The following is a 22,216-nucleotide window of genomic DNA, read 5'->3' as shown; positions in this document are numbered from 1 at the left end:
CCCTTCTTTTTTCAAAGGTGGCCAGCATGATCTCCAGTGGCACCCACGCCCCCAGTTCCGGGCTGGAGCCCATCATCAACAACGGCTTTTGGCCCGATATCGACCCGAACGATTTTCGAGACGAAGAGCGCGTGCAAAGCGTTACCGACGTGCGTGTTCGCAAGTCACTGCGCGCCGCCATGGCCGATATCAACCGCCAGTTGGCTGACTACCAGTACGAACACCAGCACGCCGGCCGCATGGCTTGGGACGCAATACCACCCGAGCCCTGGCAATCCCCCGGCGATCTCGAATTGCTCTACACCCGCGCCGTCTACGCACAGGCCCAGGCCGACCTACTCGAGCGCTACCGCGACCACTCAGCAACGGGCAAGGGAGACGAACGCGGCGAAGCCAAGGATCTGGCGGCGGACGACTACCGCGCCGACGCCCGCGAGGCCGTCGCCGAACTCATCGGCCGCAACCACACCACCGTCGAGCTGATATGAACCGCACCGTTCACGCCCGCCAGGGCGAGACGCTCGACGCCCTGCTCTATCGCGTGTACGGCAAAACCGCCGCGATCACCGAGCAGACGCTACAGATGAACCCGCACTTGGCCGACCAGGGCCCGGTGCTCAATGAGGGAACCCCGGTCACGCTACCGCCGCCACCGGACACCCGCGAAACCAAAAAACCAAAAATTCAGCTCTGGAGCTGAGAAAAGGGGATCACATGGCCGAACCATCAACCGCCGTTGCCGCCGGTACCGCATCGCTCGCCGCGTTGGTGATCGGCACGTTGCCAGGCATCGACGCGAACGCCGTCGTCGGCGCCTTTTGCGGCGCCACGCTCTTTGTAATGAGCGCGAAAGAACTCGGCATCATCGAACGTCTCGTTTACCTGTTCATTTCCTTCTGGATCGGCTACCTCGGCGGCCCGGCAACGCTCAGCAGCATGCTGGAGCACTCCGCCGTCTCGGCATTCATCGCCGCGGCCGTTTCGGTCACCGCAGGGCTACGAGCAATCGAAGGAGTAAAAACGCTCGACCTAAAAAAATGGCTAGGGGGGCGCTAATGAGCATTACCTACCTGATCACGATCACCGCCGCGCTCGTCGTCGTTATCCGGCTACTGACGTTCCGCCGGCGTGACGGCCGCTACCGCCCGGGCATCGCGCTGGCAGCGTGGCTCATCGTCGTGGCCACAACGTGCCTCGCCATTTTTGGCCCAGCACCCGGTGACCCAGCGCGCTGGATCATAGCCATGACCCTGGTCGCATTGGCCATCGGCCTACTTCGCACCGGCGGCAACGTCGCCCACCTTATCCGCCCCCTACGGAGGCTCTAATGCTGTTACGACAAGGCTCTATTGGCCCAAGCGTCACTGCGCTACAGCGCGAACTCAATAAGGCGGGCTACGCGATCAGCGTTGACGGCCACTTCGGCCCGAAAACCGAAAACGCGGTGCGCAATTACCAGCGTACCCAAGGCCTGGTCGCCGACGGCATCGCCGGACCCAAAACCCGTAGCGCGTTAAACGGCCAACGTGATACCCGCGTGCTTCGCCAGATCGATCTGGTCAACGCCGCCGAGCGGCTGGGCGTCGAGCTCGCCGCCGTCATGGCCGTGAACGAAGTCGAAAGCCGTGGCAAAGGCTTCCATATCGGCGGCCCCCGTAACGGCCAGCCGGTCATCCTGTTCGAGCGGCATATCATGCGTCGCCAGTTGCAACACCACGGCGTCAACCCGGTGCCCTACCAGCGCGCCCAGCCCGATATCGTCAACGCGAGCCCCGGCGGCTACATCGGGGGCTATCGCGAGCACGACCGCCGCGAACGCGCCGCAAAGATCCACTATGCCGCCGCGATCGAGTCCGCCAGCTGGGGCCTGTTCCAGATCATGGGATTCCACTGGAAAAACCTCGGCTACGAATCCGCCGCGCAATATGCCGTGAGCATGGCAGCCAGCGAAGCGGCCCAGCTCGATGCCTTCGTCCGCTTCATCGAAGCCGACCGCGCGATTCATGCCGCGCTGCGCCGACACGATTGGGCCGACTTTGCCCGCCGCTACAACGGCCCCAACTACGCCGCGAACGACTACGACACCAAGCTGGCCGCCGCCTACCGCCGTCATGACCAAGGCATGAGGCTCGCAGCATGAACCGCCTGTACCTCCTGGCCAGCGCCGCCGCGCTGGCCATCACCTTCACCGCCGGCTGGCAAGTCTCGAACTGGCAAAACGAAAGCCACCAGCTCACCGCCGAGCGCGCCGCTCGAAAAGCCATCGCCGCCGGGCTCGCCCGTGAGTCCGAGATCGCCGCCAACGTCGAAACGCGCCTCGCCGAGCTCACAGCCAACGAGCGGATCATCGATAGGGGAATCATTCGTGAAATTCAAAAACCGATTTATCAGCGCGTGTGCCTTGAGCCTGACGCTATCCGCATGCTCAACCACGCCGCCGCCGGTACCCGACCCGAGTCAACAGAATTTGATGCAACGCTGTCCCAGCGTGCTGCCCCTGCTCACCACCGGAACCGGTGAAGACGTCGCGCTCACCATGAGCGCTTGGGCGAGTCAGTACCACGAGTGTGCAACCCGCCATAACGGACTAGTGGGCAGCCTCGAATGATCAAACTCCAATCCCTACGCCAACACCTGTTGAACGCGATCCCCGAGCTGGCCCGTAACCCCGAGCAGCTCCACACGTTCGTCAACGACGGCAAGATCAAATTCGCGCGCGGTACCAACCTGAGTCACCAATACACCGTCGATGCTCAAATTCTGATCACCGACTACACCGGCTCCCTCGATACCGTCATGATCCCGCTACTCCAGTGGCTCAACACCTACCAGCCGGATCTCGTCGAAGACGAAGCAGTGCAGATCGAAGCCGAAATTCTCAACAACACCCACTGGGATCTCGCGCTGACCGTGCGCCTCACCGAGCGTGTCGTCGCCCGAGTCAACTGCGAAACCGGCCGCATCGACTCAGAACACCGCATGCCCGCCTACCCCGCCGACGCATGCCCGGCGAAGCACTGGCAGCTGAACATCAAGCACCCCGGCGACGCCGACTACACCCTCGCCGCCGAATGGGAAACCGCCGAATGAGCGACGAACTACAACCGCTCGAAAGCTGGCTCACGCCGCTGATCGACAAGCTCACCCCGAAAGATCGCCGCGTCCTCGCCCGCAACGTCGCCCGCGACCTGCGCGTCTCAAATCGCGAGCGCATCAAAGCCCAGACCAACCCGGACGGCACCCCGTTCGAGCCCCGCACCGAACTACGCGGCCGGCGCGGCCAGGTCCGCCGCAAAGCCATGTTCACCAGGCTGCGCACCGCCAAGCACCTGCGCATCAAAACCAGCGCCGACGAAGCGGCGGTCCAGTTCACCGGCCGCGTCGCCAAAATTGCCCGCGTCCACCATTACGGCCTACGTGATCGCGTCGAGCGCGGCGGCCCTATGCACCAATACGCCCGCCGCGAGCTCGTCGGCATCACCGCCACCGACCGAAACCGCATCGCTAACAGCGTACTCCACCACCTGACACCACTCGGCTAATCACCCGCATTTGTCATACCCGCGTGGCACAACGCCCGCCGCTACCCACCCGCGCGAAAGCCTTGCAGCATGGCCCCATGAACAACGCCGCCGAACTACTCCGCCTGATTGAAAACGTTATCCGCTTGGGCTCAGTCGCCCTGGTCGATCACGAAAGCGCCCGTGTGCGCATCAAATCCGGCGAACTACTAACCGCTTGGGTGCCGTGGGTCACGCCCCGCGCCGGGGCCACGCGCGACTGGAGCCCGCCCACCGTGGGCGAACAGTGCGTACTGTTCTCGCCCGGCGGCGACACGGCCAACGCCTTCGCCATGGCCAGCCTGTTTCAGCTCAGCGCGCCGCCGCCCAGCAACGCCCCCGGCGTCATCAGCCGTCTATTTCCCGACGGCGGCCTGTTCGAGTACGACCACGCCAACAGCGTGCTACGCATCAACCTCCCCGGCTCCATCGAGATCCACGCCCCCGGCGGCACGCAGTGGCACGGCAACATCGCCCACACCGGCGACCTGCAGCGCAAAGGCAGCGATACACAAACCGGCGGCACCAAAACCCACAACGGCAAAAACGTCGGCAGCGACCACACCCACGGCGGCATCCAGTCCGGCCCGGGCAATACAGGAGTGCCCACCTAATGCCCGGAATGAACGCCCAAACCGGCCAGCGCCTGGACGGCCTCGAGCACATCCGCCAAAGCATCGCCGACATCATCACGACCCCCATCGGCTCGCGCATCATGCGCCGCGACTACGGCAGCCTCGTCCCCGAGCTGCTCGACCGCCCACTGAGTGACGCCCTACTCATGCAGGTCTACGCCGCAACCGTCATCGCGGTATCGCGCTGGGAACCGAGAATCCAGATTACTGGCACACAGGGAAGCATCGACGCCACGCGCCCGGGCACCGCGGCGATCGAGCTGATTGGCAAGACCCCAAGCGGCGAGCCGCTGAGCATAGGAATCCCTCTCGCATGAACACGCCCATCGATCTCTCGAAACTGCCAGCCCCGACGATCATCGATCCGCTCGACTACGAGCAGCTGCTCGATGACCGCAAGGCGCGCCTCATCGAGCTAACCCCCGACGCCGAGCGGCCGGCCCTGCGCGACGTGCTGCAGCTCGAAAGCGAGCCGCTGGTTAAGTTCCTGCAAGAGTCCGCCTACCGCGAAATGATTTTGCGACAGCGACATAACGAGCGCGCCCGCGCGATGATGCTCGCCTATGCCAAGGGCGCCGAGCTTGACCACATCGGCGTCACGTACTACATGACCGAGCGCCTCACGCTCACGCCCGCCCGGCCCGATGCCACACCGCCCACAGCCGCGGTCATGGAAAGCAACGCCGACTACCTGCGCCGTATACTGCTGGCCCACGACGCATTCAGCACCGCCGGCGGGCGCGGCGCCTACCGCTATTACGCCCTGAGCGCTGACCCGGAGGTCAAGGATGCCGCCGTTAACCGGCCTCTGCCCGGGCTGGTCCAGGTGTTCGTGCTCGCGCGCGAAGGCACCGGCGAAGCCGTGCCCGCGCTCACATCCAGGGTGCAGGACGCGCTGAGCGCCGACGACGTGCGCCCCCTGACCGATACCGTACGCGTGACCAGTGCCACGGTGCTCAAATTCACGGTCGCGGCCACGCTCGAGGTGCGAAGCGGCCCCGATGCCGACGTCGTGCGCGAGCAGGCCATCACCGCCGCGCGCGAGTACGTCGACCAAAGGCACGCCCTCGGCGAGGTCGTTGTTGCAGGCGCCCTCGCGTCACGCCTCTACGTGCCGGGCGTCGAGCGCGTCACGATGACATCGCCCGCCCGCGATATCGGCGGCGATGAAAGCGAAGCGCCCTACTGCGCCGGCGTCGAGGTAGCCATCAGTGACTAGCCTACTCCCACCCAACGCCACCCCCCTCGAGCGACGCATCGAAGCGGCCGACGCGCTGATCGAGCGCGCCGATGCGCCGCTGGCCGTCGTCTGGAATGCACAGGAGCAGCCCGCGCACATGCTGCCATGGCTCGCTTGGGCAGTGGGCGTCGATGACTGGGACGACCAGTGGGAAGAGCAGCAAAAACGCGATGCGATCACCGAAGCGATCCCCATTCGCCGCAAGCGCGGCACCGTGTGGGCGGTCAAGCGCGCCCTCGAGGTGCTCGGATACCGCGACGTCGAATTGCTCGAGCACACTGGCCAGCGCGAAAAATGGCTCGCCGCCGGCGGCCTGCTACTCGACGGCAGTTGGCCACTCGATGGCCGTTCGCTGCGCGTCGACCAAGCGCCCCGGGTCGTCACGACCCACTGGGCGCAATACGCTCTCGCGTTCAACATCAGCGACGCCCCGTTTACCGCGCGCAGCCAACGCCGGCTGCGTCAGCGCGTCGAAGCCGCCGCGCCGGTGCGCTCGGAGCTGATCGCCCTGATTTACCGTTACGCCGCCGAGTTCGACGCCCGCGTGTGGCTGTCGGCGCCGGAGATCCGCACTCGCCAGAAATTCGTCGCCTGCCGCGGTGAGCAGATCCACCGCGCCCGGCTGCTCACCGGCTGTCACTCCCTGTCGGGCCAGTACGTGCCGCGCCGGCTCGACGGCGCCGCCCGCCTCGATGCCAGCTGGCCACTCACCGGCAAGCGCCCGGTAGGCGACCTGCTCAACCAGGGCTGGGGAACGGTGGGCCTGCGCGTCAAACAGCACACCGCCATGGGCACACAATCCTCGAGCACGAATCACTGGACCCTGAGCGAAACCATCACCGACCGGCTCGACGGCACCTGGCACCTGGACGAGATCGTCGACGGCCACCGTAACCTCGATGGCCGCTGGTCGCTGAGCGTGGGCCGCCTCACCCAGCGCCGCCGCCCTGCTCTCAATGGTGCCCGCGCGCTGGGCGCCCAGATCACCACCCCCGCGATCGGCACGACCGCCCGCGCAGTCATCCGAGACCGCCGCATCAGAACAGAGGTACGCCTATGAGCGACGTCATTCCCGCAAACAAACAGTTTCGCGGCAAAATCGCCGCCGCCGTCGCGGCCGGCACCGCGCCGCCAAGCATTACGCACGCCGCCTGGGGCACCAATGGCGACCCGGCCAGCGACGAGGACCGCGCCCTCGGCGCTGAAGTGCATCGCCAGCCGGTGGATAGCGCAACTGCCCGGGGCACGCTGCTGACCGTGCTGGCCACGCTCCAAGGCGAGGATGTACAGGGTCACGCCGTGCGCGAGATCGCCATCATCGACAGCGACGGCGATCTCGCCGGGCGTCGCGCCTTCCGCCCGCTCGAGCTCGAGCCGGGTACCGAGATCGAAACCACCCTCACACTACAGTTCTAGGAGGCACCATGGCGGACTACCTAAGCCCGAGCGAACAGCCGCAGTTCAGCGATACCCTGCGCGCGATCAGCGAACAAGACCCGGCCCACCCGGATACGTGGAACCCCCAAAATCTGGCGCTGCTGAATAATGACCAGTGGTTGAGAACGGCCATCCAGGCCACTCGCCAGCAGGTCGACGACATTCTCGGCAGCGACCCGATTAATATGTCTGACCGACTCGACGCCCTGGTCGAATACGGCGCCCAGCGCGTGTTCGTCGAGCGTCGCGAGCAAGTGCCATCATTCGTCATTAATAGCGCGGTAGGCGGCGATGATTCCATTGACCTCGAAACCACCGAGGGCGTAGAGCCGGGCCAGCACTATTTCATAAACGACGCAGGAAATATCCAGACCGTGCGTGTCGCTCGGGTGCTGTCAGCGAACCGCATCACGCTAGTGGCCACGTTGCTAAGCACCGTTGCCCCCGGCTCGGAGCTTAGCCGTATCGCGCCCACCGAGTATGTCACCCCGGCGCTGCAAGACATGGAGCGCGGCGCGCACCTGCACGCCCAGGGCGACGACCTGAGCGCCCGCCACTGGACCGGCAGCGCGTGGCAAACCCTCGCCCAGCGCCCGGACGGCAGCTGGGACATTCCCAGCAACGTCGAGCGCTTGCGCGTGTCCGGTGCCGTCAGCCGGGTAGCCGTCATCACCGCGCTGCCTATCGGCGTAACCCGTCGCCCCGGAAACGTCGAGCCCGCCGACGGCGCGACCGGCGTCACCGCCACGCCAGCGCTGACCGGCGGCGCCTACTACCCGCTCTATGGCGTACCGCAAGAGCGCCGCCGCTTCTGGGTATTCGAAGCCGGCGGCGATTCCCCGATCTATGAGGCCGACGAGCTGGCAAGCGGCAGCGAGCCGGCAATCTCCCACGCAGTCGGACAGCCCGTAGAGATCGGTGCGAGCCACGAATGGCAGTACCAGGACAAGAACGTCGAGGGCGAATGGGGTCAGCGCTCGGCGCGAACGCGCTTTAGCACAGCGAGCACCTACGTTGAGGCGCCGACCGTCGTCAGCCCGGCAGCAAGTACAACGAACGTGCCCGAACAGCCGGTAATCGAGCTCAGCGAGTTCAGCGTGATCAACGGCACCGACACCCATGTGGCCACGTCACTGCGTATCAAAGACGCCAGCGGCGCCGTGGTTTGGCAGCTCGACCGCTCGACTCGCCTCGACAAGATCGACGTGCCCGCGGGCGTGCTACAGCCGGGCGCCCGGCAATACACGATCGAACCCCGACACCACGGCGAAGCCTTCGGCGACTCGGCCTGGGGCGCCGCCACACGCTTCACGACCGACGTCACCTTCGTGCCCGACTTCGAGGCAGAAATCGGCGCGCCGTATGGCGGCGGCTACGTCGCCGGCACGATCGTCTCGGACTACGACGGCCATAAGTACGGGCTGATCGTCTCCGACGGCGGCGGTGACAGCGTGGTGATGGGCTACGGCACAATGAAATGGGGCCCCGTTCGCACTTTGGTGAGTGGATCGCCCGGCGTTCCGCCGATGACGCTGGCCGACGGTCGCGCAAACCACAATGCTATTCTCGCCAAGCGCAGCCTGAGCGCATTCCCTGCGTTTCGCTGGATCGAAGATACCTGCAATGCCGGTGAGGGCCTGAATGGCCATAAAGACTGGTATTTGCCGAGCCGCGACGAACTCGAGGTGATCTATCGCAACTTCAAGCCTACGACTCAGGGCAACGACACCAGGACGCGCGTGACCCATGGCTTCGGAGGTGACGACGTGACTCACGGTACGAACGTTAATTCGCGCCCGCCGGGAACTGGTTATACGTCAGCATCGCCAGCGCAAACCCAAGTGGCGAACTTTCAGAGCAGCAACGAAGACGCCTTCTCGGCCACACGCTACTGGTCAAGCACAGAGCTTGATGCCAGCTACGCCTGGTACCAGTACTTCGACACCGGCACTCAGGCCCGCCCTGTCAAGGATGGTAACTTTCAAGTTCGCGCCGTCAGGCGGATCGCTCTTTAGCCAACGCGAAGGCATAAGCCGTTAACTTCTAGCAGCTTATGGGTAATCGAAGATCATGAGGAACACTAAATGAGCATCAAATATGTCACCGCCTACTACGTGGACGCCCAGGACAGCCGTCCCGCCAACGAGGCGCCGCTTCGCCACGGTCCGGCACTGCCGAGCTCCCACCTTACCGTCACGACCGTGGATCGCCGCGTGACACCAGCGACCATCATTGGCACGTTGCCAGCGAGTACGCCGCTGACGCCCGGCATGACACTAATTGATCAAGAAGAGCACGACCGGCTCGCGGCCGAGGTGGCCGAGTGGCAAGAAACCAACGCCCAGCGTGAGATCGATAAAGCGCGTGCCGCAATGGTAGTCACGTCGTTCCAGGCGTTCGCCGCGCTGGACGCTGGCGGATACTTGGACCAGGTCGAAGTAATGATGGCCGACCCGGAGACGCCCCGCATCCACCGCCTCGCGTTCGAGAAAGCCCAGGAATTCCGCCGCGACTCACCGACGGTCGCCGCATGGCAGAAGCGCCTCGAACTCACCGACGAACAGGTCGATGAGCTGTTTGAGGTCGCCGACGATATTCAGGCCTAGAGAATCAGCCCGCCACCCGGCGGGCTTTTCATTGCCTTTCTGTCCAGCACCCCTCGCACAACGCCCGCCACTACCCTCCCGCGCGAACCCAGCACACCATGGCCCTTTGAGAACGCCAAACCAGAACCCCGCTTGAACCTGCGCAGGAGACAAGCCCCAATGTCCGACTACCATCACGGCGTCCGCGTCGTCGAGATCAACGAAGGCACGCGCCCCATTCGCACCGTGTCCACCGCCGTGATCGGCATCGTGGCCACCGCCCCGGCGGCCGACGAAACCGCGTTCCCGCTGAACACCCCGGTGCTCGTCACCGACCTCTACGCCGCCATCGGCAACGCCGGCGCAGGTGGCACGCTGCGCCGCACGCTGAACGCCATCGTCTCGGAAGCCCGCGCGGTCTGCGTCGTGGTCCGCATTGAAGAAGGCGAAGACGAGGCCGCCACCACCGCCAACATCATCGGCGGCGTCAGCGACACCGGCCAGAAACTCGGCATGCAAGCGCTCACCGCCGCCGAAACCAAACTCGGCGTAAAACCCCGCATCCTCGGCGTGCCTGAACTCGACAACGAAAGCGTGACCTCTGAGCTCGCCGGCATCGCCCAGCAGCTGCGCGCGTTCGTGTATGCCAGCGCCTACGGCTGCGAAACGAAAGAAGAAGCCAATATGTACCGCGAAGGCTTCGGCCAGCGCGAAGTCATGATCCTCTGGCCCAACTTCCAGGCCTTCGACGTCGACGCCGAAGAAACCCGCCCGCTCTCCGCCGTCGCCAAGGCGCTCGGCCACCGCGCCAAGCTCGATAATCAAATCGGCTGGCACAAAACCCTCTCAAACATGCCAGTCAATGGCGTGACCGGTATCACCAAAGACCTAAGCTGGGATCTGCAAGACCCGGCCACCGACGCGGGCTATCTCAACGAAGCCGACATCACCACGCTGATCAACAAGTCAGGCTTCCGCTTCTGGGGCTCGCGTACCTGCAGCGCCGACCCGCTCTTCGCGTTCGAGTCTTACACCCGCACCGCCCAGGTACTCGCCGACACCATCGCCGCCGCCCACCTCTGGGCCATCGACAAACCGATGCACCCTTCACTGGTGCGCGACATCATCGAAGGCGTCAACGCCAAGTTCCGCGAGCTCACCCGCCAGGGCTACATCCTCGGCGGTTCCGCCTGGCTCGACGAAACCCTGAACAGCCCCGAAGTGCTCAAGAGCGGCAAGCTCTACATCGACTACGACTACACACCGGTACCGCCGCTCGAGAACCTCACGTTCCAGCAGCGCATCACCGACCGCTACCTCGCCGACTTCGCCGACCGCGTCGCCGCCTAACCGCCGCGACTGAGCGAGCGCACTACCAGGAGCTACCAGAATGCTACCCAAGATCCTCAAGGACTTTATCCTCTTCGGAGACGGCAATAACTACCAGGGCCAGATCCCCGAGCTGACCCTCCCCGAGCTCGCCCGCCGCATGGTCGAGTACGAAGGCGGCGGGATGGACGGCCCCATCGAGGTTGATCACGGCAACGAGCTGCAAACCTTCGAGTGGACCGCCGGCGGCATGATCGTCGATATCTTCGACACCTACGGCAGCCCCATCCACGACGCGGCCATGCTGCGCTTCACCGGCTCTTACGAATCCGACGAAACCGGCGACATCGTACCAGTCGAGATCGTCATGCGCGGCCGTCACAAGACCATCTCGATGGGTGACGCGAGCAAAGGCGACAACAACCAGATCTCGATCACCACCACGCTCAGCTATTTCAAGCTGGTGGTCGATGGCGAAACCATCATCGAGCGCGATGTCCCCGGCTACGTGTTCAACGTGCGCGGCGAAGACCGCCTCGCCCAGCGACGCCAAGCCCTCGGCGTTTAATCCACTTCACTCCTACCGGCCGCCCCGGCGGCCAAACCAAACGCAGCTATAGGAAAAGACCATGACCGAGAAGACCGAAAACCAGATCGCCGCCGAAGAAGTCACCGCCCCCGCCCCGGGCGTGCCCACCGAGATCGTCGAACTCGAAACCCCGCTCAAGCGCGGCAAGACCGAAGTAAAAGAGCTCACCGTGCGCAAACCCATGTCCGGCGGCATGCGCGGTATCTCGCTCGTCGACATCATGAATTTCGATGTCACCGCCCTTCAAAAAGTGCTGCCGCGCATCACCACCCCGGCGATCACCGAGGCCGAAGCGCGCACGCTCGATATCGTTGACCTCATTCAGCTGGGCCAGGCGCTCAACGGTTTTTTGATCCCAAAGAAACTCAAGGACGTAGAAGCGTAAGCCTCCCCGAGTTCGTCGAAGACGCCATGGCGGATCTCGCCATGGTGTTTCACTGGGAACCCAGCGCGATGGACGGCATGGAACTCGAAGAGCTCATGCAATGGCGCGAGCGCGCCCGCAAACGTCACGAAGGCAGCAAGCCCAAGGGCACCAACACCCCACGCAAATAGGAACGGCCGATGCAGCGAAACCTACGCCTCCAGGTCATGCTGAACGCGATAGATCGCGTCACCGGCCCCCTCAAGAAAATGCGTGAAGGCGCGGGCAAGACCGCCCAGGCCATGCGCGAAAATCAAACCCAGCTCAAAGAGCTGCAGCGTCAGCAATCCGACCTCACCAGCTACCGCCAAGCCAACGTCGCCATGCGGCAAAATACCCGCGCAATGCGCGACGCCCGCGAGCGTAACCGCCAGTACACCCAGGCACTCGACCAGCAGCGCGAAGCCCACGTCGCGATCAAGTCGCGCCTCACGGTCAACCGACGCGAATACGACCGCTTGGCCAAGCAGTTACTCAACACCAAACAGCCTAACGACCAGCTAACCCAGTCGCTCGACCGCGCCCGGGTCCGCCTGCAGAACCAGCAAACCGAGTTCGACCGCTCCGCCCGCGCGATGCGCGAATACCGCAACCGCACCCGGGCCGCCGACGACGAGGTCAAAAAGCTCACCCGCAACCACGCCACCCAAACCGAGCGCATCCGGGGCCTGAAAACCCGACTCGATGAAGCCGGCATCAGCACTGACAACCTCGGCCGAAGTTCGCGAGAACTACGCACGAAGGAAGAGCGGCTCAACACCGCCCTACAGGAACAGAAACGCCACCTCTCCGAAGTCGCCCAACGCCAGCGGCGCTTAACCGAAGCCCGCGACCGCTACCAGAACGGCCAAGCCCACGTCGCCCGCGCTCAGGGCGTAGGTATGGGCATGTTCGGTACGGGTATCGCTCAGGGGTATATGGCTAGCCGCCTACTCGCGCCGGGTATCGCGTGGGGCGAAACGATGAGCGAGCTTCGCGCGGTAGGCGGATTCGCCCAGGACGACGCTGGGTATCTGGCCTTGCGTCAGCAATCACGCGACTACGGCGCCTCAACGGCATTTAGCGCCAATGAAGTCGGCGCTGGCCAAGTGTTCCTGAAGCGCGCCGGGATGAGCGAAGGCGCTATCGAAGCCTCCATGAAGGATGTTCTCGAGCTCGCGCTGGCCAACAAAACGGATCTCGCTCGAACAGCGGATATCGCCTCCAACATCGCTAGCGGCTTCAAGGTCGATATGGAAGCTGACGGCGCGATGGCTCGTCTCGCGGATACGCTATCGGGAACCGCCCGGCGCACAAACGTGAATCTCGAAATGCTGGGCGAGACATTCAAATACCTGGGCGGGCTGGAAGGTTTAGGCATCAGCTACGATCAGGCCGCGGGGATTGTCGGTTTGATGGGTAATATCGGCATCCAGGGCACGCAAGCCGGTACCGCCGGCCGGGCCATGGGCGAGCGGCTCGCGGCGCCTACCGAGCGAGCGGCCGGGCTCATGGATGAGTACGGCATCGAGATAGCCGACGCTCAAGGCAACATGCGCGACCTGGAGGAAATACTAGGCAACGTTTACCAAGCCACCAAGGATCTCGGTAATGTTCAGCGGGCCTCAATCCTGAAAGAAATTTTCGGGACGACGGCAGGCACTGGAATATCGGAAGTGATCAGCCAGCAAGGCGCCGGCGGACTGACCGATCTGCTCGAGGAGCTCAAAAACAACGAAGGCGAAAACGCCGAAATGGCCCGCGTGATGGCGGACAATATAGGCGGCGACCTCAAGAACTGGCGCAGTGCATGGGAGGAAGTCGGCAACGCGATAACAGACACGAACGAAGGCCCCTTACGCGAGCTGATTCAAAACATCACCGCGATCACCAGGGGTGTCAGCGACTGGATCAAGACCAACCCGGAGCTCGCCGGCACCATCGCCAAGGTTGCAGGCAGCATGATCGCGCTGGCCACCGTCGGCGGCGCCGTCACCATGACGTTTGCCAGCATCCTCTCACCGCTCCTGTTTACCCGATACCTCATGACCGCGCTGGGCATCAAAGCCGGTGGTCTAGGGAAAGCGTTCGGCTGGCTCGCCAAAACCGCCATCCCGTGGGTCGCGGGCGCCCTCAAGGGGCTGCTGGTGGCCATGGGACCGATTGGCTGGGGCGTGATGGCCATCGCCGCTATGGCGCTGGTCATCTACAAATATTGGGAACCCATCAAAGCGTTTTTCTCCGGCCTATGGCAGCAAGTGAAAGACGCGTTCGATGACGGCATCGGCGGCGTGTCTCTCCTGCTGGTCAACTGGTCACCCTTCGGCCTTCTGTGGGCGGGTATGTCATCAGCGCTCGGGCGCCTGGGCATTGAGCTGCCGGAAACGCTCACCGAGCTGGGTACCGGCATGATCGAGGCGCTCTCCAATGGCATCACGGCTGCCCGCGCCCACGCGCGCAGCGCGGTGGACGGTATCTGGACAAGCATCACGAGTGCGTTCGATAACGGTATCGGCGGTGTCACTACGTTGCTCATCAACTGGTCACCGTTCGGCCTGCTCTATAACGCGCTGACCTCAACGCTCACACGCCTGGGCGCGACGATCCCCGAGAGTTTTAGTGACTTCGGCAGCATGATCGTCGACGGCATCATCGGTGGCATTACGGGTAAGCTAGGCGATCTGCGTAACAGTATCACCGGCGCCGCCAGCAGCGCCGTGGGCTGGTTCAAGGAACGGCTCGATATTAACAGCCCCTCGCGGGTCTTTGCCCAGCTGGGCGGCTTCACCATGCAGGGGCTGGCCAACGGCATCGAAGACGACGCCGACAGCCCGCTGAAACAAGTACGCAGCGTAGCCACCAATCTGCGCAACGCCGCTGGCGGGCTCGTGCTGGGTGCAGGAATCTCCACCGGCGCCGCTGCCAATGTCGACACCAGCGCGATACAGATCGACGCCCGCCCACCGCTGCAAAGCCAAGCCAACCAGCCAAACGGCGGCCTGACCATTTACGGCGGTATCAACATCGAAGTGAACGCGGCCCCGGGCATGGACGAACAAGCACTCGCCCGCCTGGTGAATCAGCAAGTCGAGCGAGCCCTACGCGACGCCGAGCGCCGCGCGGCCGCCGTCACGCGCCGAAACTTCTACGATAACGATTGAGGGCAAACCCCATGATGATGACCTACGGCCTGTTCGTGTTCGGCCTCGGCACGGCCGCCTACCAGGAACTGCAACGCCAAACCGACTGGCGCCACGCCAGCCAAAGCCGTATCAACGCGCGGCCCGTGCACCAGTTTCTCGGCCCCGGTGACGACACCATCACGCTAACAGGCACGCTACTGCCCATGTTCACGGGGGGACAGCAAAACCTCGACATGCTCCGGTCCCTCGCCGACGGCGGCCGCGCCTGGCCATTGATCGAGGGCACCGGCACCTATTACGGCATGTTCACGATCACCAGCCTCAGCGAACGTAAAAGCGAGTTCTTCCGAGACGGCGCCGCCAAACAAATCGAGTTCGACCTACAACTGACCCGCATCGACGAGGGCCGCACCGAGCTAATCGGCGTCCTCGAAAACAGCGCCCTCCGTGCGATCACCGGGGTTTTTGCATGAGCATCCAGCCCGACTACCGCATCACGCTACAAGGTCAGGTCATCAGCCCCGAATTCCGCGCGCGGCTGGGCTCCCTCACGTTGCACGACCGCCGCGGCATGCAGGCGGATCAACTGGACATCACGCTGACCGACGACGACGGCATGCTCGACATCCCGCCCACTGGTGCCGAGCTCACGCTCGCTATAGGCTGGAAAGGCCAGGCACTCACCGAGCGCGGCACGTTCATCGTCGATGAAGTCGAGCACACCGGCGCGCCGGACACGCTCAGCATCCGCGCCTCGAGCGCGAACCTACGCCAGGGCCTGCCCGGCAAACGCACGCAAAGTTGGGATTCGGTGACCGTCCGCGACATCATCCAAACCATCGCCGCCCGGCACGACCTCACCCCCAGCGTGGGCGCCACACTCGCCGGCGTCCGCGTGACCCACATCGACCAGACCGACGAAAGCGATCTGCACTTCCTCACCCGCCTGGCCGAGCGATTCGACGCGGTGGCCACCGTCAAAACCGGCAACCTGATATTCGTCCCCGCCGGCCAAGCCACCACCGCGACCGGCCTCGAGATCCCGCCCATCACCCTGCGCCGCCAAACCGGCGACCAGCACCGCTATCTAAAAGCCGAGCGCGACGCTTACACAGGCGTCACCGCGCTCTGGAATAACACCGCCCACGCCACCCGCGAAGCCGTAACGGTGGGCGACCCACAAAACGCCCAGCAGCTGCGCCACACCTACGCCAGCGAAGAAGAAGCGCTCGAGGCCGCGCAATCCGAATGGCAGCGCCTGCAACGCGGCATCGCCTATTTCAGCATCACCCAGGCCGTCGGCGACCCCGAGCTCTTCCCCGAAACCCCAGCATGGTGCCAAGGCTGGAAACGCCAGATCGACGAAACACCCTGGATCATCACCGAGGTCATACACCGCCTGAGTGATACCAGCTACACCACCGCCCTTGAGCTCGAAACCCGCCAGGGCAATCCGGAAAGACCCCAGTAGCAACCAAAAAATAACCCCGGCCATCCAGTAGCCGGGGTTTTAGTATCCGAATTCCTACAGATAAGCCATGTCCGTTTGACTCCGCCTTCCTTGGTCAAGGCAATGTCGCAATCTTCCGGCGGTACACCGCGTGCTTCAAGGCGACACGTTCAGCTTGGCAAACCAAAGTGTATTTTGCTGTAGGCGATCAATGCCAAAGATCGTAAGAAATCGCCTACACCGCCCAGCACCTTGCTTGCCTGACCACCACCCCCTTGAACTGCTCCGCCTTGATGAAACACCCCTCGCCCCCGGCCGCGGGCAACAACCGGCAGCGCGCGCCCACACGGTGCGTCTTGAACAGCTGGTATTCACCCCCCACTTCCGCGACCACCAGGTCGGCATGGCCATACGAGCGCGCCTCGTCTACCACCAGTACGTCCCCCTCCATCCACGGCCCGCCCGGGTCGGCGTCTTCGCCCACCTCCACCAGGAAATGGCTGGGTGAAAAACGTCGCTGGTCGAAATCGGCCACGGCCGGGTGCTCCACGCCCACCACTGCTGGCCCCAGGTAGTTCACTCGCATGCTGCTGCCCTGTGTTATCCCATGTTAATGACAGGCATTGGCATTTGCCTCTCGCGTTCTCAAGGTCTAATACTGTATAAAACAACAGTCTTACACAATAGGGAGGGCAAAGAATGATTGGCCTGGTCGACTGCAATAACTTCTACGTCAGCTGCGAGCGTGTGTTCAACCCCAGGCTAAAGGGCAAGCCGGTGGGCATCATGTCCAATAACGACGGCTGCATTATCGCCCGCTCCAACGAGCTGAAAGCCCTGGGGATTGAGATGGGCACCCCGTCCCACCTGGTGCGCGACCGCGTCGATCGCGGCGAGATCATCCTGCACTCCTCGAACTACGAGCTCTACGGCGACATGTCCCACCGGGTGCAAAGCATCCTCGAGCAAGAAACCGCGAGCGTGGAGCCCTACTCCATCGACGAGATGTTCGTGCGCATGGACGGCTTCGAGCCGGACGCCCTGTTCGAGCACGCGCGCAGCGTACGTTGGAAGGTGGGCCGCTATACCGGGATTCCCGTTTGCGTCGGCGTGGCCGCTACCCACACCCTGGCCAAGCTGGCCAACCGCATCGCCAAGAAGCACCCCGGCTACCCCGGCGTGTGCATCATGCACGCAGACACCGACGAAGCCCGGCAGCTGTTGACGCAAATCGACGTGAGCGACGTGTGGGGCATCGGCCGCCGCCTGAGCGAGCGCCTGCGCATCATGGAGATCCACACCGCCTGGGATCTGCGCGAAGCCGACGCCAAGCGCCTGCGCCGCAAGTTCTCGGTGAACATGGAGCGCACGGTGCTCGAGCTGCGCGGTATCAGCTGCCTGGAAATGAACGACCTGTTCGAACCCAAAAAGCGCATCATGACCTCGCGTTCTTTCGGGCGCTCCACCGGCCAACTCAGCGACCTACAAGGCGCGATCCGCCACCACGCCCAGCGCGGTGCCGAGAAATTGCGTTCCCAAAAAAGCCTTGCCCGCGCCGTACTGGTGTTTCTCAAAACGGATAGATTCCGGCAGGACCAGCCCCAGTACTCGCCCAGCGTGGTGGTCGAACTGGAACGCCCCACCCAGGATACCCGCGAGATCCTCGCCGCAGCGAGCGCGGGCCTAAGCAAGATCTACCGCCCCAAGTACGGCTACAAAAAAGCCGGCGTGATGATGCTGGACCTCACCGACCAGCACCGCCAACAGCTCAGCCTGATGGACACCCCGCAAACGGAAGAGGAACGCCAGCGCAGCCAGCAGCTTATGGCCACCATGGACGCGCTGAACGAGAAGATGGGGGAAGGCACAGTGCGGATGGGGCTACCGGAGAAGAACGCCCCGTGGCATTTACGCTGTGCCCATCGCAGTCCGCGCTATACGACGAACTGGGATGAGCTGATGCGAGCGTATACTGATGAAAGCGCGATTCAAAAAAACACCAATTAATTAAAAAGGAAGCTCTTCTTTACGAGCTTCATCACCTATCTTAGGGTTTTTAAAACCTGAGACTTTAGTTCCATTAAACATTGCTTCTATTGAAGTACTTGCTTGAAATTCTAATACAGACATTTTATCCATAACATGAACTATCTTACCCTGACCTTTTTTTAGCTCGTATCGCCCTAGAGAATCGTTTGTGTCAGGATGAAAAAGCTCTTCCCCTATCTCGAAAAGATCAAATTTATCGTTATAAGATATAGAGTCATTTTTACCAGCTGAAATTATCACCTGACTAGGTGATATTACCTTTACAACCTTAGGCACTCTATACTTACGCCCACTAACTTCAAAGTTTAACATATTCACTTCGGTCATAAAAACTCCTTCACTCGTAGAGATCGGCATACATGACATTAGTATTAGCATATAACTGACTTAGTCGAGTATCATCTCGCACGTGGTCATCCGCATTAGACTTAGTAGCTAAGATCTGACACTGAGCAAAACCTTCACCATTTATAGCTACAACTTTCATAATTCCTAGCTTATATTCCATTCCATTATTCTTAAGACTTAAAACTAGAACCTGACCTTCTTTGAGGTTAGCTCCTGAAAGAAGGAGATGCCTAACCCCATCGTTTATGGGGTCATCCTCAGCTTGAAATATCTTTATTTCAGAGCTAGAAACCTTTTCCAAAAGATCAGCTATCTCAGAATATGTAGAATAACTTTTCTTCAAAACAAGATACAAAACCTGTAAGACAAATATCAAAACGATCAATAAAATCTTTACATATATATCTATATTCTCAATCAAGAAAAGAGTTAAGCTTAAAAACGAAACCAAAGTCGAAAAAGACTTAAAATAACCTAACAAGAGTTTAGTATAAATATAATCAAACATATTGTTCCAGTATTGTTAGGTTATTTTTTTTCATCTCGTCGCTCGACACCTTTTAACTTGCTTTGAGGCAAACTCTCATAAAGCGCATCAATTTCTTTAAACCGAGTAATCCTGTCCTGAACGATAAAATTTAAAAGCTCAAACATGGAGCCGACGCTTTTATTAATATCTTCGTCTTGAATCTCACCCGGATGAACAGATTCATTCCCGATAATTCGGATAGCATCAAGAGCTTTTTGAACACCTTGTGGCAAACCATCTTGAACAAGTTCGCCAATGGCTCTATCAATTTTTGAGCTTTTCCCAAGCCCGATACATAGGCGCTGAAGCGCTAAGCGAATCAAAGCGGCAGCAGCCCTTGATGAGTAAGGTAAGACTTCACGTGCTTCAAGGTAATCAGCTTGTACATCTTCAGGCATATCCGGATGAGGTGCAGTAACACCTGAAACTAGCGGATAAAGCAATTTGCCTTCGAGTTCTCCGAGAGATTCTCCAAACCAATATGAGCATTTATTACAGTGCTCACACTTGGCTCGATATACATACGAGTTTCTTCCGACTGCTTCGTCCCAGCTAAACCACACCATATGTGAGAACACATTGCAGAATGGACATGTAAATGACTGCGAACGATAAGCTGGAGGATAATAACTCATCAAACCACCCGCCCAATTCGAATCTCACACCGCCCCAGAATCTCCAGATCCCCCATATCCTGCGGCTTGATCATCTCCGGCTGATACAGCTCGTTATCGCTGATCAAATACAGCGCGCCCCCGGCCAACCGCTGCACCCGCTTGATACGCCGCTCCCCACTCAGCAATAGCAGGAACACCCCTTCCTGCTTCGGGTCGCGGTTCGCCCGGTTCACCAACACCCAGTCACCATCCGCCAAGGTGCCGTCCATCGAGTCGCCCCGCACCTGCACGCCTACGATCTGCGCCGGGTCGAGCCCCTGGGCGGTCAGCTCGCTGCGCGGAAACTGCAACGTGGTCTTGATCGGCTCGCCTTCGAAGCTACGCCCGGCACCGGCGGCGGCCTCAATGTCATACATGCTGACTGGCACTAGATCTGGCCCGGTATCTGCGACTGGCAATCCCAAGGGTTGAGCGTCAGGAGCTCCCAAAGCTTCACCAGTCAGAACGTAGGAATAATCCACCCCTATTGTCGCTAAGCGAGCAACCAAGTCAGCTGGACATCTCTGTCTTCCTGCAAGCACGTCTTTAAGGCGCTGGGGCGAACTTTCGCCCGAGCGACGAGACGCTTCCGCTTGCGACAGCCCAAGGCGAGTCAATTCGTCTCTCAACCTTTGGGGTATATTTTCTACCGAACCAATTGACACGGTGTATTATCTCCACCATTCTATCGATGTCTTTTACTTCATTTCACTTTGCAAGGGAGCCACTGCCATGGCCACACCTGCTGAATCCTTACCGCGCATCACGGTGCAAAAACTCGTCGTTGATCGGGCCGAAGAGCCGTTTACGCTCGACATTGCGCGTAACGGTATCAAAGGCTTCAACGCTAAATGCCCGCATACTATAACTTTTCCCGAACTGCTGGATGTCATGCGCATCGTCAGCGACCTGGGCGCCTCCGATACCACCGCCACTTTTCAACTCGACGACAAAGTGCCTAATCGAACGTGGTCGATCTCAGCGGTAAAGCCCGACACCACGGCGTCGGTAGATGACGCCCCGCAAGCCCAGCCCTTTCAACTCAACGCCCGCCAGCAAGCCTTGGCCGAGGGCGTGATGGTTGAGGTAGTAGGCGCTTTGGCGAAGCACGGCACGCCCGGCAAATACCTCAATAAAGCGGCTATCAATCTGGCGAATGCGTTCCGGGCTGGCCTGGGTCAACTTCAGCAGCCAGCGCCTCGTCACGATCAGTCAGGTTCTGCAGGGCCACGATAAACGCTTCGGCAAACTGACGTGTTTCCTCTGGCGTTCGGCCTAACAGGTGGCGGTTCTTCAAGAATTTATCCGACCCCACCATCTCGATCGCCAGTTGGTCAGCCAGCTCGACGACGTCAACGTCAGCGTCCGCCGCACTCTGCTCAGACATAACAAAAGCCCTCCTCGGGCAATAACCAAAACTCAAAGGGAGCCACTGCCATGGCCACACCTGCTACTAACCCGGTTCTACTATTCCGCGGTATCGACGTCGAGCTGAACCGCTGCTCGCCTGCCACCCGCCAAGCCATCACCGCCGAGATCGGCGGGGCCAACCCGCTGGCGGATCTCGAAGCGCTGGAAGAGCGCATCGCCGCCGAATCCACCGGCCAACTGGCTGCCACCATGCTGGCCAACGGCGCCGCCGCCGTGGATATCGAAGACGCCCTGGCAGAGCTGCGCGTGCATCTCGATGAACACTTCCTGCAGCGCAAGCTGGTGCGCCTGTACGAGCGCTAAGCCCACCGCCCGAACGTCTCTTTCAAAGTCTTTTACTTTACTAAGGAAGCCTAACCCATGACCGCGACCAACACCATTCCCCAGAAGCCCCTTTATGCCCCCAAAGGGTGCGATAAACCCGTCATGACCTACCTCAGCGAAACCGAGCGCGCCGACCTCGAGCGTATTCAACAGCTGGAAGTGCGTTCGATGTCCGCCACGGTGCGCATGCTCATGCTGCGCGGCATCGCCCAGTACGACGAAGACACCCTCTCCGCTCAATAACCCTGCGTGCTGCTGCATAAGGAACACTGCCATGCACCAAGATACTCGCCGCATTCGCCACCGCTACGCCGCCATCAACCTCGATGAATACGAAGCCAAGCTCATTGACGCCCTGGTCGACTACACCGGCATGTCCAGGGCCACCCTGCTGCGCCAGTTAGTGCTGAAAGAAGCGCTCGACACCTTGGGCGTTGGCGACTTCGTGAACACCAGTGTGGGCCAGCGTGCATCGTAAAGACAGGCACGAAAAAGGTCCTCAAGGAGC

Annotated in this window: 32 protein-coding genes; 27 read left to right on the top strand and 5 right to left on the bottom strand. The window is 61.4% G+C overall.

Annotated elements, in window-relative coordinates; translation table 11 throughout:
* Positions 1 to 26 precede the first annotated feature (26 nt).
* From ACWF8S_RS04760 to ACWF8S_RS04655, 22 genes are all read left to right on the top strand, one after another.
* The gene (locus ACWF8S_RS04760; RefSeq protein WP_447555701.1) at positions 27 to 488 is read left to right on the top strand and encodes a head completion/stabilization protein; all 462 of its coding nucleotides are present in this window, start codon (positions 27 to 29) and stop codon (positions 486 to 488) included.
* Positions 485 to 700 (top strand): tail protein X, encoded by a 216-nt coding sequence (locus ACWF8S_RS04755; protein ID WP_447555700.1) that lies wholly within the window; start codon positions 485 to 487, stop codon positions 698 to 700. Before ACWF8S_RS04760 ends, ACWF8S_RS04755 begins: the two co-directional genes overlap by 4 nt.
* A 14-nt stretch (positions 701 to 714) precedes the next feature.
* Complete coding sequence (locus ACWF8S_RS04750) at positions 715 to 1,056, top strand: putative holin (protein ID WP_447555699.1); 342 nt, start codon at positions 715 to 717, stop codon at positions 1,054 to 1,056.
* Positions 1,056 to 1,328 (top strand): phage holin family protein, encoded by a 273-nt coding sequence (locus ACWF8S_RS04745; protein ID WP_447555698.1) that lies wholly within the window; start codon positions 1,056 to 1,058, stop codon positions 1,326 to 1,328. Before ACWF8S_RS04750 ends, ACWF8S_RS04745 begins: the two co-directional genes overlap by 1 nt.
* Complete coding sequence (locus ACWF8S_RS04740) at positions 1,328 to 2,140, top strand: N-acetylmuramidase domain-containing protein (protein WP_447555697.1); 813 nt, start codon at positions 1,328 to 1,330, stop codon at positions 2,138 to 2,140. The genes ACWF8S_RS04745 and ACWF8S_RS04740 overlap by 1 nt, the downstream gene beginning before the upstream one ends.
* Complete coding sequence (locus tag ACWF8S_RS04735) at positions 2,137 to 2,520, top strand: hypothetical protein (protein ID WP_447555696.1); 384 nt, start codon at positions 2,137 to 2,139, stop codon at positions 2,518 to 2,520. Before ACWF8S_RS04740 ends, ACWF8S_RS04735 begins: the two co-directional genes overlap by 4 nt.
* 84 nt (positions 2,521 to 2,604) lie before the next feature.
* Complete coding sequence (locus ACWF8S_RS04730; RefSeq protein ID WP_447555695.1) at positions 2,605 to 3,090, top strand: phage tail protein; 486 nt, start codon at positions 2,605 to 2,607, stop codon at positions 3,088 to 3,090.
* Positions 3,087 to 3,542 carry a phage virion morphogenesis protein gene (locus ACWF8S_RS04725; protein WP_447555694.1) on the top strand — a complete coding sequence of 152 codons (456 nt, stop codon included), beginning with the start codon at positions 3,087 to 3,089 and terminating at the stop codon, positions 3,540 to 3,542. The genes ACWF8S_RS04730 and ACWF8S_RS04725 overlap by 4 nt, the downstream gene beginning before the upstream one ends.
* A 23-nt stretch (positions 3,543 to 3,565) precedes the next feature.
* Positions 3,566 to 4,174 (top strand): phage baseplate assembly protein V, encoded by a 609-nt coding sequence (locus tag ACWF8S_RS04720; RefSeq protein WP_447555693.1) that lies wholly within the window; start codon positions 3,566 to 3,568, stop codon positions 4,172 to 4,174.
* Entirely contained in the window at positions 4,174 to 4,512 is a 339-nt protein-coding gene (locus ACWF8S_RS04715; RefSeq protein ID WP_447555692.1) for a GPW/gp25 family protein, read from the top strand. The genes ACWF8S_RS04720 and ACWF8S_RS04715 overlap by 1 nt, the downstream gene beginning before the upstream one ends.
* On the top strand, positions 4,509 to 5,414 hold the full coding sequence (locus ACWF8S_RS04710; protein ID WP_447555691.1) for a baseplate assembly protein: 906 nt from the start codon (positions 4,509 to 4,511) through the stop codon (positions 5,412 to 5,414). Before ACWF8S_RS04715 ends, ACWF8S_RS04710 begins: the two co-directional genes overlap by 4 nt.
* The gene (locus ACWF8S_RS04705) at positions 5,407 to 6,495 is read left to right on the top strand and encodes a phage tail protein I (protein ID WP_447555690.1); all 1,089 of its coding nucleotides are present in this window, start codon (positions 5,407 to 5,409) and stop codon (positions 6,493 to 6,495) included. Before ACWF8S_RS04710 ends, ACWF8S_RS04705 begins: the two co-directional genes overlap by 8 nt.
* Positions 6,492 to 6,851 carry a hypothetical protein gene (locus ACWF8S_RS04700; protein WP_447555689.1) on the top strand — a complete coding sequence of 120 codons (360 nt, stop codon included), beginning with the start codon at positions 6,492 to 6,494 and terminating at the stop codon, positions 6,849 to 6,851. The genes ACWF8S_RS04705 and ACWF8S_RS04700 overlap by 4 nt, the downstream gene beginning before the upstream one ends.
* A gap of 8 nt (positions 6,852 to 6,859) precedes the next feature.
* The gene (locus ACWF8S_RS04695) at positions 6,860 to 8,887 is read left to right on the top strand and encodes an Lcl domain-containing protein (RefSeq protein ID WP_447555687.1); all 2,028 of its coding nucleotides are present in this window, start codon (positions 6,860 to 6,862) and stop codon (positions 8,885 to 8,887) included.
* Positions 8,888 to 8,956: 69 nt separating this feature from the next.
* Positions 8,957 to 9,478, top strand: coding sequence for a hypothetical protein (locus ACWF8S_RS04690; RefSeq protein ID WP_447555686.1), 522 nt, complete (start codon positions 8,957 to 8,959; stop codon positions 9,476 to 9,478).
* A 159-nt stretch (positions 9,479 to 9,637) separates the two neighbouring features.
* The gene (locus ACWF8S_RS04685) at positions 9,638 to 10,807 is read left to right on the top strand and encodes a phage tail sheath protein (protein ID WP_447555685.1); all 1,170 of its coding nucleotides are present in this window, start codon (positions 9,638 to 9,640) and stop codon (positions 10,805 to 10,807) included.
* A gap of 40 nt (positions 10,808 to 10,847) precedes the next feature.
* Positions 10,848 to 11,354: a phage major tail tube protein gene (locus ACWF8S_RS04680; RefSeq protein WP_447555684.1), complete on the top strand. Its 507-nt coding sequence runs from the start codon at positions 10,848 to 10,850 to the stop codon at positions 11,352 to 11,354.
* Between the two features lie 61 nt (positions 11,355 to 11,415).
* Positions 11,416 to 11,760, top strand: coding sequence for a phage tail assembly protein (locus ACWF8S_RS04675; protein WP_447555683.1), 345 nt, complete (start codon positions 11,416 to 11,418; stop codon positions 11,758 to 11,760).
* Positions 11,761 to 11,786: 26 nt separating this feature from the next.
* Positions 11,787 to 11,930 (top strand): GpE family phage tail protein, encoded by a 144-nt coding sequence (locus ACWF8S_RS04670; protein ID WP_447555682.1) that lies wholly within the window; start codon positions 11,787 to 11,789, stop codon positions 11,928 to 11,930.
* A gap of 9 nt (positions 11,931 to 11,939) precedes the next feature.
* Positions 11,940 to 14,939: a phage tail tape measure protein gene (locus ACWF8S_RS04665; RefSeq protein ID WP_447555681.1), complete on the top strand. Its 3,000-nt coding sequence runs from the start codon at positions 11,940 to 11,942 to the stop codon at positions 14,937 to 14,939.
* An 11-nt stretch (positions 14,940 to 14,950) separates the two neighbouring features.
* Positions 14,951 to 15,394 carry a phage tail protein gene (locus ACWF8S_RS04660; protein WP_447555680.1) on the top strand — a complete coding sequence of 148 codons (444 nt, stop codon included), beginning with the start codon at positions 14,951 to 14,953 and terminating at the stop codon, positions 15,392 to 15,394.
* 98 nt (positions 15,395 to 15,492) lie between these two features.
* Positions 15,493 to 16,392, top strand: a complete 900-nt coding sequence (locus ACWF8S_RS04655) for a contractile injection system protein, VgrG/Pvc8 family (protein WP_447555679.1) — start codon at positions 15,493 to 15,495, stop codon at positions 16,390 to 16,392.
* A 214-nt stretch (positions 16,393 to 16,606) separates the two neighbouring features.
* Here the strand turns inward: ACWF8S_RS04655 and ACWF8S_RS04650 are convergent, their stop codons facing one another.
* Positions 16,607 to 16,957, bottom strand: coding sequence for a hypothetical protein (locus tag ACWF8S_RS04650; RefSeq protein WP_447555678.1), 351 nt, complete (start codon positions 16,955 to 16,957; stop codon positions 16,607 to 16,609).
* Positions 16,958 to 17,070: 113 nt separating this feature from the next.
* Here ACWF8S_RS04650 and ACWF8S_RS04645 point away from each other — a divergent pair, with 113 nt between their 5' ends.
* The gene (locus ACWF8S_RS04645; protein WP_447555677.1) at positions 17,071 to 18,378 is read left to right on the top strand and encodes a Y-family DNA polymerase; all 1,308 of its coding nucleotides are present in this window, start codon (positions 17,071 to 17,073) and stop codon (positions 18,376 to 18,378) included.
* Here ACWF8S_RS04645 and ACWF8S_RS04640 read toward each other — a convergent pair whose 3' ends face one another.
* From ACWF8S_RS04640 to ACWF8S_RS04625, 4 genes are read right to left on the bottom strand one after another with little or no spacing between them, the layout of a single operon-like run.
* Positions 18,379 to 18,747 (bottom strand): hypothetical protein, encoded by a 369-nt coding sequence (locus ACWF8S_RS04640; protein ID WP_447555676.1) that lies wholly within the window; start codon positions 18,745 to 18,747, stop codon positions 18,379 to 18,381.
* 10 nt (positions 18,748 to 18,757) lie between these two features.
* Complete coding sequence (locus ACWF8S_RS04635) at positions 18,758 to 19,276, bottom strand: hypothetical protein (protein WP_447555675.1); 519 nt, start codon at positions 19,274 to 19,276, stop codon at positions 18,758 to 18,760.
* Positions 19,277 to 19,296: 20 nt separating this feature from the next.
* Positions 19,297 to 19,932: a DUF4145 domain-containing protein gene (locus ACWF8S_RS04630; protein WP_447555674.1), complete on the bottom strand. Its 636-nt coding sequence runs from the start codon at positions 19,930 to 19,932 to the stop codon at positions 19,297 to 19,299.
* Entirely contained in the window at positions 19,932 to 20,330 is a 399-nt protein-coding gene (locus ACWF8S_RS04625) for a S24 family peptidase (RefSeq protein WP_447555673.1), read from the bottom strand. Before ACWF8S_RS04625 ends, ACWF8S_RS04630 begins: the two co-directional genes overlap by 1 nt.
* 355 nt (positions 20,331 to 20,685) lie before the next feature.
* Between ACWF8S_RS04625 and ACWF8S_RS04620 the strand changes: the two genes are divergently transcribed.
* The 4 genes from ACWF8S_RS04620 to ACWF8S_RS04605 all read left to right on the top strand — a co-directional run bounded on the left by ACWF8S_RS04620 (position 20,686) and on the right by ACWF8S_RS04605 (position 22,186).
* The gene (locus ACWF8S_RS04620; protein WP_447555672.1) at positions 20,686 to 21,189 is read left to right on the top strand and encodes a hypothetical protein; all 504 of its coding nucleotides are present in this window, start codon (positions 20,686 to 20,688) and stop codon (positions 21,187 to 21,189) included.
* 201 nt (positions 21,190 to 21,390) lie between these two features.
* Positions 21,391 to 21,687, top strand: a complete 297-nt coding sequence (locus tag ACWF8S_RS04615; RefSeq protein WP_447555671.1) for a hypothetical protein — start codon at positions 21,391 to 21,393, stop codon at positions 21,685 to 21,687.
* Positions 21,688 to 21,744: 57 nt separating this feature from the next.
* Positions 21,745 to 21,951, top strand: coding sequence for a hypothetical protein (locus ACWF8S_RS04610; protein ID WP_447555670.1), 207 nt, complete (start codon positions 21,745 to 21,747; stop codon positions 21,949 to 21,951).
* A 31-nt stretch (positions 21,952 to 21,982) separates the two neighbouring features.
* Entirely contained in the window at positions 21,983 to 22,186 is a 204-nt protein-coding gene (locus ACWF8S_RS04605; RefSeq protein ID WP_447555669.1) for a hypothetical protein, read from the top strand.
* Positions 22,187 to 22,216 lie beyond the last annotated feature (30 nt).

Source organism: Vreelandella xerophytica (assembly GCF_968048975.1).
This window is presented reverse-complemented; position numbering and strand designations above follow the sequence as displayed.

Coding starts and splice junctions, on each gene's coding strand:
- ACWF8S_RS04695 (WP_447555687.1), top strand. CDS start 6,860: ATGGCGGACTACCTAAGCCCGAGCGAACAGCCGCAGTTCAGCGATACC.
- ACWF8S_RS04735 (WP_447555696.1), top strand. CDS start 2,137: ATGAACCGCCTGTACCTCCTGGCCAGCGCCGCCGCGCTGGCCATCACC.
- ACWF8S_RS04750 (WP_447555699.1), top strand. CDS start 715: ATGGCCGAACCATCAACCGCCGTTGCCGCCGGTACCGCATCGCTCGCC.
- ACWF8S_RS04615 (WP_447555671.1), top strand. CDS start 21,391: ATGGCCACACCTGCTACTAACCCGGTTCTACTATTCCGCGGTATCGAC.
- ACWF8S_RS04730 (WP_447555695.1), top strand. CDS start 2,605: ATGATCAAACTCCAATCCCTACGCCAACACCTGTTGAACGCGATCCCC.
- ACWF8S_RS04725 (WP_447555694.1), top strand. CDS start 3,087: ATGAGCGACGAACTACAACCGCTCGAAAGCTGGCTCACGCCGCTGATC.
- ACWF8S_RS04630 (WP_447555674.1), bottom strand. CDS start 19,932: ATGAGTTATTATCCTCCAGCTTATCGTTCGCAGTCATTTACATGTCCA.
- ACWF8S_RS04760 (WP_447555701.1), top strand. CDS start 27: ATGATCTCCAGTGGCACCCACGCCCCCAGTTCCGGGCTGGAGCCCATC.
- ACWF8S_RS04625 (WP_447555673.1), bottom strand. CDS start 20,330: ATGTATGACATTGAGGCCGCCGCCGGTGCCGGGCGTAGCTTCGAAGGC.
- ACWF8S_RS04605 (WP_447555669.1), top strand. CDS start 21,983: ATGCACCAAGATACTCGCCGCATTCGCCACCGCTACGCCGCCATCAAC.
- ACWF8S_RS04660 (WP_447555680.1), top strand. CDS start 14,951: ATGATGATGACCTACGGCCTGTTCGTGTTCGGCCTCGGCACGGCCGCC.
- ACWF8S_RS04620 (WP_447555672.1), top strand. CDS start 20,686: ATGGCCACACCTGCTGAATCCTTACCGCGCATCACGGTGCAAAAACTC.
- ACWF8S_RS04645 (WP_447555677.1), top strand. CDS start 17,071: ATGATTGGCCTGGTCGACTGCAATAACTTCTACGTCAGCTGCGAGCGT.
- ACWF8S_RS04690 (WP_447555686.1), top strand. CDS start 8,957: ATGAGCATCAAATATGTCACCGCCTACTACGTGGACGCCCAGGACAGC.
- ACWF8S_RS04635 (WP_447555675.1), bottom strand. CDS start 19,276: ATGTTTGATTATATTTATACTAAACTCTTGTTAGGTTATTTTAAGTCT.
- ACWF8S_RS04680 (WP_447555684.1), top strand. CDS start 10,848: ATGCTACCCAAGATCCTCAAGGACTTTATCCTCTTCGGAGACGGCAAT.
- ACWF8S_RS04650 (WP_447555678.1), bottom strand. CDS start 16,957: ATGCGAGTGAACTACCTGGGGCCAGCAGTGGTGGGCGTGGAGCACCCG.
- ACWF8S_RS04610 (WP_447555670.1), top strand. CDS start 21,745: ATGACCGCGACCAACACCATTCCCCAGAAGCCCCTTTATGCCCCCAAA.
- ACWF8S_RS04655 (WP_447555679.1), top strand. CDS start 15,493: ATGCAGGCGGATCAACTGGACATCACGCTGACCGACGACGACGGCATG.
- ACWF8S_RS04675 (WP_447555683.1), top strand. CDS start 11,416: ATGACCGAGAAGACCGAAAACCAGATCGCCGCCGAAGAAGTCACCGCC.
- ACWF8S_RS04715 (WP_447555692.1), top strand. CDS start 4,174: ATGCCCGGAATGAACGCCCAAACCGGCCAGCGCCTGGACGGCCTCGAG.
- ACWF8S_RS04700 (WP_447555689.1), top strand. CDS start 6,492: ATGAGCGACGTCATTCCCGCAAACAAACAGTTTCGCGGCAAAATCGCC.
- ACWF8S_RS04745 (WP_447555698.1), top strand. CDS start 1,056: ATGAGCATTACCTACCTGATCACGATCACCGCCGCGCTCGTCGTCGTT.
- ACWF8S_RS04670 (WP_447555682.1), top strand. CDS start 11,787: ATGGCGGATCTCGCCATGGTGTTTCACTGGGAACCCAGCGCGATGGAC.
- ACWF8S_RS04685 (WP_447555685.1), top strand. CDS start 9,638: ATGTCCGACTACCATCACGGCGTCCGCGTCGTCGAGATCAACGAAGGC.
- ACWF8S_RS04665 (WP_447555681.1), top strand. CDS start 11,940: ATGCAGCGAAACCTACGCCTCCAGGTCATGCTGAACGCGATAGATCGC.
- ACWF8S_RS04740 (WP_447555697.1), top strand. CDS start 1,328: ATGCTGTTACGACAAGGCTCTATTGGCCCAAGCGTCACTGCGCTACAG.
- ACWF8S_RS04710 (WP_447555691.1), top strand. CDS start 4,509: ATGAACACGCCCATCGATCTCTCGAAACTGCCAGCCCCGACGATCATC.
- ACWF8S_RS04755 (WP_447555700.1), top strand. CDS start 485: ATGAACCGCACCGTTCACGCCCGCCAGGGCGAGACGCTCGACGCCCTG.
- ACWF8S_RS04640 (WP_447555676.1), bottom strand. CDS start 18,747: ATGACCGAAGTGAATATGTTAAACTTTGAAGTTAGTGGGCGTAAGTAT.